Annotated in this window: 13 protein-coding genes and 1 pseudogene; 9 read left to right on the top strand and 5 right to left on the bottom strand. The window is 47.0% G+C overall.

Features of this window, described 5'->3' with window-relative positions; genetic code table 11:
• Nucleotides 1-529 precede the first annotated feature (529 nt).
• Both GN278_15220 and GN278_15215 read right to left on the bottom strand, forming a co-directional pair.
• The gene (locus tag GN278_15220; GenBank protein ID XAT61993.1) at nucleotides 530-1654 is read right to left on the bottom strand and encodes an agmatine deiminase family protein; all 1125 of its coding nucleotides are present in this window, start codon (nucleotides 1652-1654) and stop codon (nucleotides 530-532) included.
• Nucleotides 1655-1992: 338 nt separating this feature from the next.
• Nucleotides 1993-2157, bottom strand: coding sequence for a DUF2805 domain-containing protein (locus GN278_15215; GenBank protein XAT62696.1), 165 nt, complete (start codon nucleotides 2155-2157; stop codon nucleotides 1993-1995).
• Nucleotides 2158-2829: 672 nt separating this feature from the next.
• Between GN278_15215 and GN278_15210 the strand changes: the two genes are divergently transcribed.
• From GN278_15210 to GN278_15195, 4 genes and pseudogenes are all read left to right on the top strand, one after another.
• Nucleotides 2830-3183 (top strand): hypothetical protein, encoded by a 354-nt coding sequence (locus GN278_15210; protein XAT61992.1) that lies wholly within the window; start codon nucleotides 2830-2832, stop codon nucleotides 3181-3183.
• A gap of 1160 nt (nucleotides 3184-4343) precedes the next feature.
• Nucleotides 4344-4466 (top strand): oxidoreductase, encoded by a 123-nt coding sequence (locus GN278_15205; protein ID XAT62695.1) that lies wholly within the window; start codon nucleotides 4344-4346, stop codon nucleotides 4464-4466.
• Nucleotides 4463-4834, top strand: coding sequence for an IS66 family insertion sequence element accessory protein TnpB (tnpB, locus tag GN278_15200; GenBank protein XAT61991.1), 372 nt, complete (start codon nucleotides 4463-4465; stop codon nucleotides 4832-4834). Before GN278_15205 ends, tnpB begins: the two co-directional genes overlap by 4 nt.
• An 89-nt stretch (nucleotides 4835-4923) precedes the next feature.
• Nucleotides 4924-6375, top strand: a pseudogene (locus tag GN278_15195) (IS66 family transposase).
• 191 nt (nucleotides 6376-6566) lie between these two features.
• Here GN278_15195 and GN278_15190 read toward each other — a convergent pair.
• The 3 genes from GN278_15190 to GN278_15180 are packed head-to-tail and all read right to left on the bottom strand — an operon-like array spanning nucleotide 6567 to nucleotide 10424.
• On the bottom strand, nucleotides 6567-7796 hold the full coding sequence (locus tag GN278_15190) for an ABC transporter substrate-binding protein (protein ID XAT61990.1): 1230 nt from the start codon (nucleotides 7794-7796) through the stop codon (nucleotides 6567-6569).
• A 1-nt stretch (nucleotide 7797) separates the two neighbouring features.
• Entirely contained in the window at nucleotides 7798-9732 is a 1935-nt protein-coding gene (locus GN278_15185) for a response regulator (protein ID XAT61989.1), read from the bottom strand.
• Nucleotides 9733-9752: 20 nt separating this feature from the next.
• The gene (locus GN278_15180) at nucleotides 9753-10424 is read right to left on the bottom strand and encodes a response regulator (GenBank protein XAT61988.1); all 672 of its coding nucleotides are present in this window, start codon (nucleotides 10422-10424) and stop codon (nucleotides 9753-9755) included.
• Between the two features lie 285 nt (nucleotides 10425-10709).
• On the opposite strand from GN278_15180, the gene GN278_15175 reads away from it, so the two are divergent.
• From GN278_15175 to GN278_15155, 5 genes are all read left to right on the top strand, one after another.
• A complete protein-coding gene (locus GN278_15175) occupies nucleotides 10710-12509 on the top strand; it encodes a flotillin family protein (GenBank protein XAT61987.1) in 1800 nt (599 codons plus the stop codon).
• A gap of 58 nt (nucleotides 12510-12567) precedes the next feature.
• Complete coding sequence (locus GN278_15170) at nucleotides 12568-12996, top strand: inner-membrane translocator (protein ID XAT61986.1); 429 nt, start codon at nucleotides 12568-12570, stop codon at nucleotides 12994-12996.
• Nucleotides 12997-13034: 38 nt separating this feature from the next.
• Nucleotides 13035-15452, top strand: a complete 2418-nt coding sequence (locus GN278_15165) for a N,N-dimethylformamidase (GenBank protein XAT61985.1) — start codon at nucleotides 13035-13037, stop codon at nucleotides 15450-15452.
• On the top strand, nucleotides 15449-16087 hold the full coding sequence (locus GN278_15160; GenBank protein ID XAT61984.1) for a hypothetical protein: 639 nt from the start codon (nucleotides 15449-15451) through the stop codon (nucleotides 16085-16087). The genes GN278_15165 and GN278_15160 overlap by 4 nt, the downstream gene beginning before the upstream one ends.
• Before the next feature lie 237 nt (nucleotides 16088-16324).
• Nucleotides 16325-17551 (top strand): ABC transporter substrate-binding protein, encoded by a 1227-nt coding sequence (locus tag GN278_15155; protein ID XAT62694.1) that lies wholly within the window; start codon nucleotides 16325-16327, stop codon nucleotides 17549-17551.
• Nucleotides 17552-17565 lie beyond the last annotated feature (14 nt).

Raw genomic sequence — 17565 nt, 5'->3', positions numbered from 1 at the left:
AACTGCTATTGTAAGAAAGGTCAATTGTAGCAATCACCTTTCTGTTGTCAGAAAATCAGTGATATTTTTATGAAGTCAGCATCTTCATCTATGTGCCTGAAAGTATTTTTATAATTTGATACTAAAGCAGCTAATGCATTTAGCCTGTGTATATTTCCTTTGGTGAAGTCCGTCGGCAATCTAAGGTGGCACAAGCATCACTTTTGTGAGGTCGGGGTGCGCGCGGTCTCCCCTTTAAATGCTGCCTTGACAAAGCAGGCTACTGTGGTTGCGGTGCCACCCACGTCCACAGCCATTTAGGTTACTGCTAAGTCCTAATCCTGATCCGTTTCGGCGTTTGGACCTTTCGTGACGCGCTATTAACGCCGCAACCAGACACGCAACTATCGAGTTATGTTTCATTTGCGGCTCACCTTAACGTCAATTATGTGCGATCAGAATCCCACATTTGGAAAACTGCCACAACGCACAAATTACACAGATTGCGCTAAAAATTTCATCAAACCAAACTATCAAGGAACTTAAATAGCTATTCTAAAACTGATTTTGCTGGTTGATCGTTTGTGTGGCAGTGGACCCCACCACCGGCTGACCAAGAGCTTAACATCTCTACGATATGCACATCTCGATTGGGAAAGTAATTTTCAATTCTAGATTTTGCTGCAGCATCGGTTTTGGGGTTGCCAAAGCCAGGTACTATTACAAATCCATTACCAACCAACCAATTGACGTAGTTGGTGTCAAAACTCTGACCTTTATACTCGACGTAACTTTCAATCGGCTCCCGAACTACATTAAATCCATTGGCCTCAATCGTTTCAGCGGCCTTATCAAAAAGCCGGCCGTCTTGGCCATCTGGTCGACACAGGGAACCACCAGTACACTGCACAACCACAACCGTATTTTCGTTTATGAACCTCGCAATTCCGTCAATATGACCTCTTGTTAGATCGCCAACTGGAATTCCTTCTATGAAAATAACACTAGAGACACCAAAATTTTGTTTGAGGTCAGTCTCGGCTTGTTCTTTTGTGTATGCTGTATTTCGATTTGGATCACCGATTGTACTCCAATTTAAAATTACAGTATCTGATCCGTTGAACTCTAGATTTCCACGTTCATGTACGATGTTGACGTGATCAACGGGTATCTCAAGTATCTTGCCGATCTGATCGGGTATAGAGTTGTCGAGTTCAAAAGGAATGTCTGCCCCAAAGGCACCACCCCAGGCATTAAATTCCCAATTTTGTATTCTAAACGCATCTTCTTCGACTACGTAAACTGGGCCATTATCCCGCATCCAAGAGTTGTCATATTGGGCAGCCTGCCATTGAATATTGGAATTTTCTGGATCACCTCCGACACCTCGAATTGCTTTCTTCGCCTCTTTTAAAATTTTGTTTGATCCATACAAAATATGTAAGGTTTGGTAACGGGAAATCAGATCAGAAATTTTCGCAATTGTCTGCTCATAATCTTTTTCCCAGTAACCGGGCCATTGCAACCAGATTGCCTCCTGAGGTTCCCACTCTGCTGGTACTCTTTTTAAAATTGATTTCGAAGAGTTTTTGTCACTCACAGCTTCAGCACTCATAGCTATTTCACACGCCAAAATTCCTATAAATACAGTGAGATATTTCATTATGTTCTGCATTGATAGACTCTAAAAGTTTTCCCTATAATACCGCAGCTCAGAATTTTTGGGAGCCTTTTCAAGAAAAAATGTGCGTCCACCACCCTTACACCAATAAGGCCGCTGGTTTTTTGCCCCCCTGCTGTTTGAAGCGTGCAAGCAAATTGAAGATGGGGCTTCCTTGAATGGCGGCTTGATAGCTAACCCGATTTATTGAGGGTGGCTTTGGTAAACTAATCCAAAATCAATATCTGCCTTATAAGTATTATAACGTTCAGTTGAGCGTTATACCTCCCTGTTGGACTAACCCTGCCATTGTGTGAGGTCTTTTTTCAATGCCAATAAAGTGGTGATCAGTGCTATTTATAATGTTCGCGTCGATCTCCGAAAGAACGGATGCGTTTGCGCCACGCTCGATAACTACCTGTTTTGAGATTATCTCTCATTAAGGCTTTTACCTCTTTATCCTTCAGACCATATTCAAGCTGGATTTCTGCGAAACTAACGTGATCTGACAAAGCCATAGCAACAATATCACTAATTTGCGCATCAGTGAGTTCATAGTTCTTAGACAAGATAATACCTCTCAAACATTAATGGAACTACTAGAAATTAACCATCACTCAACTTTATAGCATTGGCCTTGTTCATCTGTATCGGTCTGCCATCAGGGGTATTTAGAGGTATCACCTCTTGCCCATCTGTAACACAGAGTGTGGGCGCTGAACGTGTCTCCCCATTGAGCATTACTTCCAAGTCAACAAGACAGAGTTCATAGTTGCTTAATATTTTTTTCACTCGCAAGGTAGCCTCCTAAATTGGTTTCTTTATAGGGTAGTGCGGAAGGCTGTCTTTTTCAAAACAGTTTACACAATATAATTTTGAACTTTTACTTAGGATAAAATTTCCTGATTTTGACTGAACATTCATCCCGAAAAATGCGTGGCCACCATCCTTACACCACTCAGGGCGCTCGTTTTTTGCTCCCCTGCGTGTTTAAGCGCTTAAGAAAAAAGATTTTCCTCATTAGGGGATCAAGTATTATATATTAATATTCTTGCTTATTAATTTCTAAATCCACTAATGCGTTGGAAGCACCAGATCACCAAGCAGGCAACATATCGTGAGCCTTCCATTCGTTGATTAAGTTAAAACCGTTAGATACATTTTAAGGAACTGAAAAGGAGAAATATAAAATGAGCTACAGCGAAAAGTCACGAGCGATCATGCAGAATTGGAACAAAGAAGAATTTTTAAAACTTCATGATGCAGAGTATATGTTTATTCGTGAAACCGAGCTTGTTACCTTGGAAGACTACGCAGACAATATCGAAGAATGGGTATTGAGTGGAGAGTACGCCAATTTCATAAAAGACCGGAGAAGAACCGCATTAGTTCACGAAAATGATCATCTGACCGAATATCGGTGGGAAGAGAAAAACGAAATAGTTACGCATGTTGTTCTAAAAAAGAGGGGGTTGGCTTGGCGATCGATTGTGAACAGAGTGCCGATTGAAGACTTCGAGGAAGACCTAATATCGTCAGCGTAGTCCAACCTTCAAGCTAAGCCGTGACGCTGTTCTTACGGAGTGGCGCTCTCTTCTCGCCTCATAGAATTCACGCTTCCAAGGCTTCTGATGCTTGGGCTGGTTTGTCTGACAGCACCGCCTTTGCAGATTGATAAGGAAGCTGCAGCTAAACGTAACGCTATGTTTGGTTAAAACTATCTTTTAAACCTAAGAAAGTCTGCTACTTTTGGGGCAAACTTAAAGGAGCAAAGTATGAGATTACTAATAGTAGCACTACTCTTATCTTTTCTGCCAATTACCGTCATGGCTGAAACACAAGTGGACAGCTTTACATGTAAACCGTGGTCAAATGCTGGGTTACGAATGAGAGGTGATGTCAGGCTAGAACTCTCTGAACTAAATCTTATGTGGACTAACGGTAAGCTCACTCAGACAGCGGTAATGGTGAACCCAGAAGATAAACTTGAAGGTAATGTCAGCGAAGCAAAGAGGATTTATGTGGCAGAGGATAGTACGGCTGTGTACTTTCTAAAGAGGTTCCCAAGTTATACTAGTATTAATCGAACCATAGTTTCAGTACGAGAGTCCAAGCAAAACACAACGTATTGCCACCCTGTAGATTAGTTGTTCTATGCTCGCCTAACTTCATAACTACTCTGCCGATGTTTGTTAGGCATAAGATACTCGATACGTTTTAATGAAGATGATACACGGCACTGTCGGAATAAACCGCCTTGCTCACAATACGCTCGGCAATTATCTATGCGGCTATGCTCAATCAATGTAACCGTCTGGTCTCCTCCCTCTGACGCTTCTGTGGATGGCTTGATAGTGTCCACCATCGTTAGTGGACATCTTGAGGTACTCTATGGCGGGAAAGAAGGGTCAAAAGAAGCGGTTTTGGTTTGAATGAGGCGGATCAGGAATTGATCTGGGAGATCAATTCCCCGACGAATGAGAAACATACGATCTGTGCGCAGGCACGGGTGGCAGGTGTTTCTGTGGCGCAAGTAGCACGCCGGTATTCGATGAATGCCAATTTGATCCAAAAGTGGCTTCGGGACCCTCGGTTTGGGGCTGATTTATCGGATGATGCTCTGGAGATTGATGAAGTGCCAAGCTTTCTGCCTGTCGAGATTGAGGGCGTGGCTCCATCCCCGACATCAGTACCGTCGCTGGCACTGGAGGCTCCTCTGTCGGCGCATCGGGTTGATATCACCTTGTCGGATGGTCGGCGCATTCTGGTGGAAGGCGTGACTGCCTTGCCAGCTGTTTTTTCTTTGGTCGAGGGGCTGATGGTTTGATCCCTGTCCCGGCACAAACGAAGATATGGCTGGCGGCAGGGGTGACGGACATGCGTAAGCAGTTCAATGGGCTTTCAGCCCTTGCTGAGAGTGTTCTGAAGCAGGATCCGTATTCGGGTCATCTGTTTGTGTTTCGAGGCCGTCGGGGCGACTTGATCAAGATTATATGGTGGGACGGTCAAGGGGCGTGCATGTTTTCCAAGCGTCTGGAAAAGGGCAAATTCGTTTGGCCCAGTGCTAAGGACGGTAAGATCAGCGCGACACCTGCGCAACTGTCGATGCTGTTGGAGGGGATTGACTGGCGTATGCCAAAGCGGACATGGCAGCCTTTGACGGCTGGCAATTTAACAACAAATTCAGCGGTGTAGGATTCCCATTTGTACGCCTATCCGCTATAGGATCGGCAATGCTGAAAGACCTTGATATCACCCCGGATGACCCCGCTGAACTCAAGGCCGTGAACCGACTTTTGGCGGCTGAAGTCAAGGCGCAAGCGCTGCAAATTGAGAAGCTCAAGCACCAGCTTGCAGGCCATCAACGGCACCGATTTGGATCAAAATCGGAATCTTCTGATCAACTCAATCTTGAACTTAAACTGGAGGAAGAAGAGACAGCCGCCGCGCGTATTGCGCCGCCTGAAGATGCCCCTGATCCAGAGCCCAAACAAAAACCGAAGCGCAAGCCGCTGCCACCAACCCTGCCGCGCAATGAACAAGTTCTGAGCCCCGGCGAGACCTGTAAATGCGGCGGCGATTTGCGCACCATCGGCGAGGACGTGACCGAAGAGCTGGATTATATTCCTGGGCGCTTCATCGTAAATCGCATCGTCCGGCCCCGGATGGCGTGCACGTGTTGTGAACGGATCGTTCAGGCACCGCTGCCATCGCGCCCGATTGAGCGCGGTCGGCCCGGCGCTGGTCTTTTGGCGCATGTGTTGGTCAATAAGTACGCAGATCACCTTCCGCTTTATCGCCAATCGCAGATATTTGGCCGCGAGGGAATTGATCTGGACCGGTCCACACTGGCGGGTTGGGTTGGTCAGTCCTCAAAGCTACTGGAACCTCTGGCCGATGCCATCGGGCGGCATGTTCGTCAGGGACAAGCTATTTTCGCGGACGATACGCCGATCAAAATGCAGGCCAAAAAGAAATGCGCAACCGCACGCATCTGGACTTATGTGCGTGACGGGCGGCCTTGGGCCAGCGGTGATCCCCCGGCGGCTTGATATAAGTTCAGCACGGACAGGCAAGGCAAGCATCCCACCGATCACCTTAGCCAGTACAAGGGATGGATCCATGCAGATGGCTACGCGGGCTTCAACGACTTGTTCGCCAAGGATGAGGTTCATGAGATGGCCTGCATGGCCCATGTCAGGCGCAAATTTGTCGATATCTTCCAGTCGCAGCAATCACAGATCGCCGAAGAAGCCATCAAACGCATCGCGCTTCTCTACAAGGTTGAGAAGGCTGCCCGTGGTAAGCCGCCCGAAGAACGGGTCGCCCTGCGCCAACGCGACGCCAAACCGGTCTTTGATGAATTGGAAACCTGGCTGGATGCCCAGCTGAACCGCATCTCGGGCAAGTCAGAACTGGCCAAAGCCATCCGCTATGCCCTGGACCGAATGACGAAAATGCGCAGTTGTCTGAACAACGGCTCACTGGAGATCGACAATAATTCAGCCGAGCGTTCAATTCGCTGCGTGGCTTTAGGCCGCAAGAATTTCCTCTTTGTGGGCTCCAAAGGTGGAGGTGAGGCCGCGGCCATCGCCTATACCCTGATCGAAACTGCTAAATTGAACGGCGTCGATCCCCAAGCCTGGCTCACATGGGTCCTCGCCCAAATCGCCGACCACAAAATCACACGTCTGAACGAGCTCCTCCCGTGGCGTTACGCTGCCATAGCAGCGTAACTCAACCCATCGATCCGCGCCAGAGCCCCCAGACCAAACGGATACGCTTAAATGAGAACCGGGAGCGGCACAAAACCGTGACACGTCCAATCACAGGCAGGCACGCATCTGCGCCGCTGAAGGTTCAGGACAAGTCACTATCTTCACCGTCGAATCCGGCAATGATGTCTTTTACGATGCGATTACCGTTTTCAATTGTTGATTTTCGCTGGTCGTATCCACGGAGGTTCGCGAAATTTGCCGTTGTTATAAGGCTCAGGTGCTATCAAGGTAAGTGGTGCTGTATAATCCTGTATTTGATAAAACAGGTGTGGCATGCCCAATGAAGGATCAGAGGTAGCATCAGGAAAAGGCACTGCAGATTGCCAAACCGGGTGGTAGTTGATTATCCCAACAACACTGCGATAGATTGTTTTCTTAAGCTGTTGGGCAATTTTATGATTTTGTTCGAAATTTTCAGGCCCTCCGGTGCCGCCGGCTAGAGATGCAGCAATTGCATAATGATGCATGGAGCTATAAGGCAAGCATCCAACCGATGGAGATGAATTGGCCCCAAATCTGCGGTGGTACCGGTCAGAAAAAGAGCGGCCTATTTCGTCATCCAGCAATCCTATGACCGTCCCAACAACTATGCCTTCACCATCTTTCTCGGTGATATCGTGAAATGTTTGATGCATGGCGCCGTATTGTAGGTAAATCAGTGCATTCATTGGATCTTCCATGAACTGCGTTTGAAAGGCTGCAATATCGACGGCGTAGAAGTGTGTGTTGGCGATTACAGCTGGATCCAAAGGGCGAATACGGTCCAGGACATCGCGCCAATTGGTTGTTGGGGTTTGCACTATTTCAGGGCCGAAAACTAAATCCCAACCAAAATCTTTTGCCACTGACTTCATCGCGTTAGCGATCACGATACTGTAGGGCTTGGATCCTGAAATGATTGCCAATCGATTGTTGTGCGGTGTCCAAGCATCAGTATCGCGCAACCAAGAAATAAATTTAATAAATCCTTGACCGTACCAATAATCAGCTGGGTCCCCCATGAAACAGCCAAAATACCGCTCAGGATTACTGCTCACAGTATCATGGTGCTGCAAGAGTGTGTTATGATGGATGTAAATGATGCCAGCGTCGGCAATAGTATCATATTCGGAATTTTGCGATCCAATATTATACCCATTTATGATAGCATGTACGCCATGATCGTAAATCAGTTCTTGCGCTGCCGAGATCACTTCGCCAGCGGTCTGCGTGCAGGTGTCGACGGTGGTAAGTTCAAGCAAATGCCCACAGATTCCACCGCTTTCATTAATCTCCTCGATTGCCAAAAGGGTACCATTGTAGAACTCGGCGCCGTCGGCAGCCGATGGTCCAGAGAGCGGAAGCATTGACCCGATAGGGATAGGGGAACCTTGAGACATATCAGTTTCCTTGTGTGTTAAGCATTTCGGGTTCAAAAAGAAGATTATGCATTAGCACGCGAAGCTGAGGGGGGCTGATCGGTTTGATCAATAGAGGAAACCCATCAGATTTAATTTTTTTAACGAGTTTTGGATCGTTATCCGCTGTCATAATCACTGTAGGCACCGGTCTGCCATATATCTGTGCCAGTTCCTTGGCCGCTTCAGTTCCAGTATCGGTCGCACCAAGTCTATAGTCAGCAAGCAGCATATCTGCCTCAAACCCTTCTGCAAGAATAAGGCGATCGAACGCTACTCGGCTTTCAGCAGTTCTCACCTCTATTCCCCAGCGCGCCAATAAAGCGCTGATTGTGCAGCGCAAAATTTCGTCGTCTTCTAGTACAATGGCTCGGATTCCTACAAACTGTCCGCCGATGGCTTCCGAAACTTCCGGAATACCAATGTCGCTTTGCCAAACATCCCCCAAAGGCACCTCGACAGAAAAAAGAGAACCTTTTCTTGGTCTTGAGGACACAGAAATTTTGTGCTCAAGCATTTGCGCCATGCGTGCTGCTATATTTAAGCCAAGCCCTAGCCCGGTCTTTTTTGAGCTATCCCGTGCTCGAACTTGGAAGAACTCTTCAAAAATTTTATCAAAATTTTCGGGCTCTATTCCACAGCCGGTATCATGCACTTCAATACGCAGGAGTTTTCCCTTTTTGCGGCAACCAATCAGGATTTTGCCACGCGAAGTGTACCGGATCGCATTTGCAACAAAGTTGCTGATTATTCGCTCTAACATTGCTCGGTCGCTTTGGATTGTCCCCTGATTTGACAGAACCCGTAAATCAATCCCCTTTTCATCGGCTTGAAGCTCGAATTGCACCTTAATTCGCTCCAACAATGGAGCAATTTGAAAGTTTGAGATCATTGGAATAATTTTTCCAGCATCAAGTTGACCTACCTGAAGGAGAACGCTCAGAATATCCTCCATAACGCTGGTTGATACATCGATTGCGTGCAGCATTTCCTGAACTTTGGGATTGTTTTCTTCTGAAATACAATTGTAGGTTAGGATCTTGATCGTTGCCAGGGGTTGCCTGAGATCATGGTTAGCTGCACGCAAAAAACGCGATTTTGTCGCGTTTGCATCTTCAGCAAATCCTCGGGCTTGGCGTAGGGCCTGCTCCCCCCTTCTTTGAGCGGATACATCATTGACAATTGTGACGCACCCTACCTGCTCGATGCGGCGCTCATTGATGGAAAAACAACGTCCATCTGGTAGTATAACTTCTGATGTTCGACCCGCCCGATGTGCTAATAGCTTTTGCCTAACCCACGTCTGTTGTTCTGAGCCGGAATAGATTTCCCGATGGGCTGCCGCAGCTTGGAAGAATTGTTTATTCGCCAAACCTGGAACGAGCAAAGATGCGATTGGGAGAAAATATTTTTCGAACATTGGGTTCCAGGTCACGAGGTTATCCGCTGAATCCCAAATAGCCAAACCAAAGTCTGATTGGTGGAAAGCACTCCGAAATAATCTCTCATCTGTCCCTCCACCCGCCGGATTACGGGTTGAAGAAATATCCTGAATTGAGCCGATGATTTCTTCTAGTATACCCTGAGAGCTATGAACTGGCGTCGCAGCTTCTCGAAGCCACATAACCTTGCCATCCGCAAGTACAACGCGATATTCAACTTCAGACTTATTTCCCGCAGCCAACCGGTTCAGATGATCCTCAAAACGACTCGCATCTGTTGCAGCAATTTTCACCGTATTATTAGGATTGTCTTTCAAAACGATGGGCGGTGTTGTCAAGTTAGGCAAAGATCCGGCATGCCAAATTAAAGCAGGGTGATTGTTCTTGAAATTTACGGCATAGAAAAAGCACTTCAGCAATCCAGCGGCAATTGCGGTCCTGTCTGTATTAGGAGTGACTGGAATTTCGAAAGGCATACCGTTTTTCTTTCTGATCTTCACCTTGCCGTATTTGAAAGCAAATACCCAATGTTCGTAACCGCGAAATGCATGGTTTCAGGGCGATCTGAAAGGCCAAGCTTTTTCATAATATTTTTAACATGAACCCTTACAGTGTTTGGGCTCAATTGCAGTACCTCGGCAATTTTTGTATCCGTCAAGCCTTGTCCAAGCCAGGATAATACTTCTTTTTCGCGGCTGGTTAGAACTTTGAGAATCTCCAGTATGTCCTCTTCAACACCGCTCTCAGGGGATTGTTTTGCCATGCCAGTGTCACGTGACAAAATATCCCGTGGAAAATAGACGTCACCAGACAAAACCCGTTCTAGTGCTCGGGACATCTCTTCTGCGCTGGCGGTTTTGGGAACATATCCAACAACCCCAAGTTCGATACATCTCATCACCGCTTCACGGCCATCTTGAACAGATAACACAATGACAGGTATGTCCGGGAAATTCTTTCGAAGAGCATGTAAGCCTTCAAAATCGTCGAAACCGGGCATAATGAGGTCCACCACCACCAACCCGACATTATCTTCAGTGGCAAGCAAGTCCATTGCTTGCAAATAGCTGCCGGCTTCCAAAGCCTGTAGCTTAACCCCAATATGCTCAAAAACGTGTTTGAGTGATTCACGTACTATCCAGTGGTCATCGGCCAAGAGGATTTTCATTAAGACTGCTCTTTTTTACCCATTTACTGCGCCTGCTTTTAACCTAGAGCCAATCTAACACTCAATCAACCCAAGCCATCGTAACTCAAAAGCGTAGCTTAAATATTTATTAATAGTCAAAATCATTACTGCAGCCCTAAGAAGATATGATTCGCCTCATAATTTCCAGACTTTTATGAGAAATTAGGCTACTTCTTGAATATAATAGGTTATTTGTTTAGTTTTTCGTATAATATAACTCCATTGACTAAACAAAATAACTATTATAGAGAAATTGATAAGGGAATGGCGAATCTGATTTATTTCCCTCCCTATGAGAGGACTTTGCATCTTAAAACGAAAAAATGGGCGGGTGATATGATTTCGGCAAACATGATTTTGATTGGGTTGGTAATTCTCTTAATCCTCATTGTGATTTATGCAAAATTTTACCAGCGAAGTTCGAAAGATGTTGCTTTTGTAAGAACGGGTTTAGGAGGTGAACGGATCGTTTTGACGGGTGGCGCTTTAGCCATTCCCATTGTTCATCAAACAACGCCTGTGAACATGTCAACTTTGCGTTTGGTGGTCGAGAGAGCTAATGAAAAAGGATTAGTTACAAGGGATAAAATGCGGATAAATATCGAGACTGCGTTTTATGTGCGTGTAGCCGGCACAAAAGAATGTGTGGCTCTGGCAGCACAAACGCTTGGCCCCCGCACATTAAACCCGCAGTCCATTCAAGAACTCATGAGCGGAAAATTTGTGGATGCATTGCGCTCAGCCGTGGCCGAGATGACCTTAGACGAACTTCATAGCAGCTCTAAACAATTCACAGACCGCGTTGCCGAAATGATCAACGATGCAGTCACAAAGAACGGCTTGGAGCTCGAGTCTGTGTCGCTTTCAAATATGGACCAGACCGAAAAACAGTATTTTGATCCAAACAATACTTTTGATGCCGAAGGTCTAATCAAAATTATTAGAGAAACAGAAGAAAGCCGTAAGACACGCAACGAAATTTCTCGCTCGTCGGAACTCAAGATCGAACAAACCAATCTTGAAGCCGAAGAAAAGAGCCTAGAAGTGAAACGTCGGTCAGAATACGCACGGATGCAAACGGATTACGAAATTGCGAAGCGACGTTCCTCGCAGGCAGCAGAAATTGCAAAAGCGCAGGCCGAAGGTAAAAGGCAGTCTTCCGCAGTTGAGATATCCGAGGGCGAAGTTGTAGAAAAACTCAAGCTGGCCTCTGAACAAACTGTCTCAATGGAACGCATTGCAACCGAGCGGGCACTACGTGAGGCTGAGCTGGAAAAATCCAAAACATTAGAAGTTATCGAAATTGATCGGCAACGCTCACTAAAAATTGCCGAGCAAGAACGTGAGATTGCGCTATTGGCCAAGCAGCAAGAACGTGCCGAGGCCTCAGTGGCAACGCGGTCCGCCGAAGCCAAGGCCGCAACGGCTGAAGAGATGGTGGACACGGCCCGAGAAATGGCACGCTCGGAACGTGAAAAGGCGGTTGCTGAACTCAAATCTGAACGCGTCGCGCAAGAAAAGGCAATTGCAACAAAAATCGCCGCAGAAGCGGAAAAGCTTGCAGCTAATGATTTAGCAAGCGCCACTGAAATTATTGCGAATGCCGAAGCTGCAGCAGAACGTGTTCGGCGTCTGGCTGAAGCTGAGGGCCGCCAACGGATTAATGAAGCGGCCAATATTCTGTCTTCGGAGCAGGTTGAAATGCAGGTTAAATTAGATGTGATCAAACGTTTACCCGATATCATTCGTGAAAGCGTCAAGCCCATAGAAAATATCGATACGATCAAAATTGTTGACGTAGGGGGATTGGATGGTGATGGCCGGACTTCCGGCAATGGAAATGCTGGTGCAGGTGAAAGCCCTAGGAGAGGCGATGGTGAAGGAAACCTTGTGGATCGCGCCGTCTCAGGAGCTTTGCGTTACCGCACTCATGCGCCGATACTCGATAGTTTGATTCAAGAAGTTGGCCTCGCAAATGGTAGCGAAACATTGTCTGACCTCGTCTCTGGAAAATCCCCTTTGATTTTCGGAAGGCCAATTGGTCCAAATCCTAAAAAAGACTGAGGGGGTCTAATGCTTCAATACTCAAACGCAAAACTGCCAGCCCGCCAGGAGTAATATTATGGCAAACAAACACCCAAAGCCAAAAACTGCTTTGCAGGAAAACTACGGGTTTTTAGCGGTCGATGACTACGATATGCGCATGTATGTGTTGCCAACTTTACTCAGCCCAGAGGGGCGCGCAGCTATTATCGCCGAACACCGTGCATTACCGGTTTACGCAGCCACCCAACCTGGTGAGCCGGCGCCGATGTATTCAGATGTCTTGACCAAACTGGTTGACAAGCTGCGGACGGCCCCGATGAAAAACAAACACACAATTGTTGAGATCAAACCCTGGGAGGAATATGCCATCGGATTCCTGCCGGGAAAGCGTGGCGGACGTGTGGAAATATCAAATGAAACTTTCCAAACCCGTGAAGACGCAGAGCATGCGATTTTTTTGAAGCGGTTGGAGGTTTTTCTAGCTGGTTACGGCATCGAAATGTGAGCGATCCAAAAGGTCACGCAAGAAGATTGGAATAAAAAGTGAAAAGAAATGCCCAAGATCACGTTCTACAAATAACTGGTTATTCAAACAGGTTTTCTGCGCGCCCCGGAGAAACGATCCGGTTTCATGTTCATTCGGAATTCAATGAGCCATTTCAGGCCGATATAGTTCGCCTGATCCACGGTGATACCAACCCTGAGGGCCCAGGATATAAGGAAGAGTTGATCCACACGACTGTCAGCGACATGTATCCAGGGAAAAATCAACCACTGTATGCCGGCAGTTACATTCATGTGCCCCATAACGATTTGATGAATGTCACAAGTTTTACACTTTGCGCCTATATTTATCCCACAACCCCTTACGTGGACATCGAGGGTGTTGAGGTTGGTCCGCAGGCAATATTGTCTAAATGGGACAACAAAGCGCAGACAGGATATGGAATCTTTATAAATGAACATGGCGAGCTAAGCCTGCGCATTGGTCACGGTACTGGCCGCGTTGAAGAATTTTCTACCGGCAAACCACTTTACCGTAAAGTTTGGTATAAAGTTGCAGCTACTTTTGATGCTAAAACTGGTGAAGTCCGGCTGTTCCAAACGCCGTATGTCACAAATACTAACGGTGGTCACGGCATGTCTATGCTGCATCCTTTGGATGACACACAAGGTGCATTTAAAGGATCCTCTCATATGGGTGGTCCTGTGGCCAATGATGCACCTTTCTTAATGGCTGCTGCGAGCGAAGTGTCTTATTCAGGGCGCTCTATCGGCGGAGCGCACTTTAGGGATGTTTCTGAGCCCATCAAAATTCCGATCAATACAATGAACTATAACGGTAAAATCGAACGCCCTAAATTAGCGCGACGTGCATTAAGCGATGCTGAGATTGAACTGCTTTTGTCGGCACCTGGGCTTGAAAATATCGGAAATGAACTCAGGGCCTCGGTAATCGGAGCATGGGATTTTGCCGCAAATATATCAGAAAATGCGGCATCTCCGACGATCATTGACAAAAGTCTAAGTCTTTTGCACGGGCAGGGTGTCAATATGCCGGTGCGCGGTGTGACAGGGTTTAATTGGTCCTCCGATTATATGAGCTTTAAGCATGGGCCACAGGAATTTGGCGCGATCCATTTTCATGATGAAAGTGTGGATGATGCGCGATGGGATGAATCCCTTGCCTTTACTGTTCCGGAGGGGTTGCCAAGTGGTGTTTATGCTGTCCGGATGCGGATAAACCGTATCGCAACGCCAGAAACCGAGGATTACATCCCGTTTTTTGTGAGACCCCCAAAGGAAGGTTCAATGGCCAAAATGGCGCTGATCATCCCGACATTTAGCTACATGGCCTATGCCAATGACAATCTGTCGGTAAATTCAGTTATTGCTCAACTTTTGACTGGGCGAGTGCCCCTTTTGCAGCCTGAGGATCTACTGCTAAATCAGGAAAAAGGTTACGGTTTGGGTACCTATGCCCACTACCGCGATGGATGGGGAGTTAATATCTCTTCTCGTCTGAGGCCAATCCTAAATATGCGGCCAAAATATATACATATTTTGTCTCCTTCTTTGTGGCAGCTAAATGCTGATTTACACCTTGTTGATTGGCTGGATCAGAAAAACTATCAGGTGGATATCCACTGTGACCAAGATCTTCAGGCTGAAGGCGTAGAACTTTTGAACCAGTACCAGGTTGTAATGACGCCGCATCATCCGGAATATCCAACGGAGCAAATGATGGATGCCTATCACGACTATCAGATGCAAGGCGGTCGTTTCATGTACCTGGCGGCCAACGGGTTCTATTGGATCACTGCGGCCCATCCCGATAATTCAAACATTATAGAAGTGCGCAAAGGCGATAATGGTACACGGGCATGGACCATAGCACCCGGAGAATATTGCAACGCCTTCGATGGTAAACACGGTGGACTTTGGCGCGTGCGAGGCCGTGCAATGTCAAAACTGTTAGGCGTGTCGTTCACATCCTTTGGCCTGACCTATTCTTCTTACTATCGGCGTGCTCCGGATAGCGAACTCCCTGAATGTTCTTGGATTATGGAAGGTATAGGTCTTGAGGAACCAATTGGCAATTTTGGACTTATTGGCGATGGCGCAGCAGGGTTAGAACTTGACCGGTATGATCTTGAACTTGGCACGCCGCATCGGGCTTATTTGTTGGCCCATTCCGAGGGGCACAATGACATGTTTGTCACAGTTTCTGAGGAATCCACGTTTCACGCTCGTGGGTATTTTTCAGCGGGGACTGGTGAAAACAACCCAAATACACGTGCAGACATTGTTTACTATAAAACTCCCAATAATGGCGCGGTGTTCTCAGTTGGATCAATGACTTGGTGTGGATCTCTGAGTCATAATGACTATCAAAACAATGTCTCTCAGATGATGGAAAATGTGATCAACGGTTTTTTGAAGGATGGACCTCTGCCATGACCCAACTTGTAAATACCCCAGATAAAACCGTTCGCCCCAAAAAGCCTTTAATTATTGATTTGAATGCGACCAAGGACGAATTTTGGTGGGTACACCACGCCTATAAGGGAAAAGGCGCTTTTGGCATTTCGAGTGCTGGATCTTTTCGAGAAGAAAGCCATATCTGGGTACGTTCAGATGATATTGATCCCGATACCGTGGAAAGTACTGCGGCGTGTATGCCGGTCGGGATGGGAGATTTTGCTGACTTTGCGCAGGTACTTTATAAACTAAATGGATATCGCCCTGGCGCCGTGAAGGGGTGGTATGTAGTTGCGTGTGTCAAAGATGGAATAGCTTGGGCGGTAGGCCAATTGCGTGCAGACACAGTGCATCCCTTACAGCTTTTTTCGGACCTAGTTTACGACAAAGAAGATCAAGCCATTAACAAAGCTGCAGAGTTGCGTTTGCAAAATCCCGGTGCGTTACGTCTTTCTGGTGAAATGCCTGAGGGTAACCCAGGTGAGCGACGTATTGCTGATACCGTGGCTCTTGAGCGCCAGTACAATTCACGGCTGTCAGGTTTTTCACGATCAGACGTGCCGGTCGCACTTTCAAATCAGAAAAAAGAAAAATCAGGAATTTCGGGAAAATAAACAAAACACCCGATCTGGGTCGCGGATGGCGGCTTGCAATATGGAGGATATATAATGAAAAACTTACTAAGGCCGAGACTGAATCGCAGTCATAACACAGCTGAGCTAGTGGCTAATAAGGAAGGTAAAGCAAAACTTTCTGAAAAATCCAAACATGCAGATCTGCTTGATGACACACGGCGTAAATTCCTAAAATTGGGAGGCGGCGGTGCGCTGGGTGTCGGGGCGCTTGCAATGATGAATAGCCAAGCCTCGGCAAAGTCAGGTGATCCGATACCAATTGGCTCCATGTATCCTCTGACAGGCGCTGCCGCGACTGATGGACAGGGTTATAAACGCGGTGTTGAACTTGCGATTGAAGAGATTAATGATTACGGCGGTATCCTTGGCCGGCCATTGGAACCCCATTTTGTAGATACAAAGAATATGAGCGCATCAGAAGTTGTTGCCGCTGCCAACTTCCTGATCGATAGGCATGAGGTTCATGCAATCATCAATGGTTACAACATTGGACCAAATGATGCGGAATATGAACCGATCGCAGATGCGGGCATAATTTATATGCACGTAAACACAGCAATTCAGCACCACGAAACGGTTAAATCTGACCCTGATCGTTATTTTAGCTGTTTCATGGCGGATCCTGCAGAATACTGGTATGGTGCTGGCTACATTACCATGCTGGGAGATTTGCGCGATAGTGGTGTTTGGACACCACAGAATAACAAAGTCGCGATCATTGTTGGCTCTATACCCTATTCGATTGTCATCGCGGATGCGATGAAAGATGCTGCCGCCGGAGGTGGGTTTGAGATTGCATTTTCTGAAGTAGTGCAGACACCTACAACTGAATGGGGGCCGGTTCTTTCCAAAATTCGCCAGATTGATCCTGCAGCGATTGCCAATACTCACTTTTTTGCAGGTGATATTGCGCAGTGCCAACTGCAATTCGTTGAAAACCCAACCAACAGTCTGTTTTACTATCAGTATGGCGCGCTACAGAAAGATTTCCGGGATATTGCGGGAGATGCGTCGGTTGGGGTATTGACCGGAACAGTGGATGGGTTGCTTTCTGATGATTACGCTCAGCCTTATGTTGATGCGCATGCGGCGAAATACGGGCCCGAAAGTGACCCCCAACCGGGTGCTTTGTCTTATGGCCCGATGCACCACTATGCACTTGCAGCAGCGGTGGCGGGTGGCACTGGTGAGCCTGGGAATTACGACCAAAACCGCAAGATAGCTTGGGCTCTTAAACAGTTTACGTTCCGTGGCCCAACCGGATCTTATTGGTATCACCCAGAGTTCCAAGCAACACTGCCGTATCCGACGTTCACTCGCGATGCATCTCTAGGTCACCCACACATGTTGCAACAGATACAGGATAAGGAAAAGCCCCCGGTAGTGATTTATCCTGAGCCTTACAATGTTGGGGCGTTCCAAACACCCTCTTGGTTCACTTAAGGCTCTGGAAGGGC

It is taken from the genome of Rhodobacteraceae bacterium Araon29, from assembly GCA_039640505.1.
Classification (GTDB): domain Bacteria; phylum Pseudomonadota; class Alphaproteobacteria; order Rhodobacterales; family Rhodobacteraceae; genus CABZJG01.
This window is presented reverse-complemented; position numbering and strand designations above follow the sequence as displayed.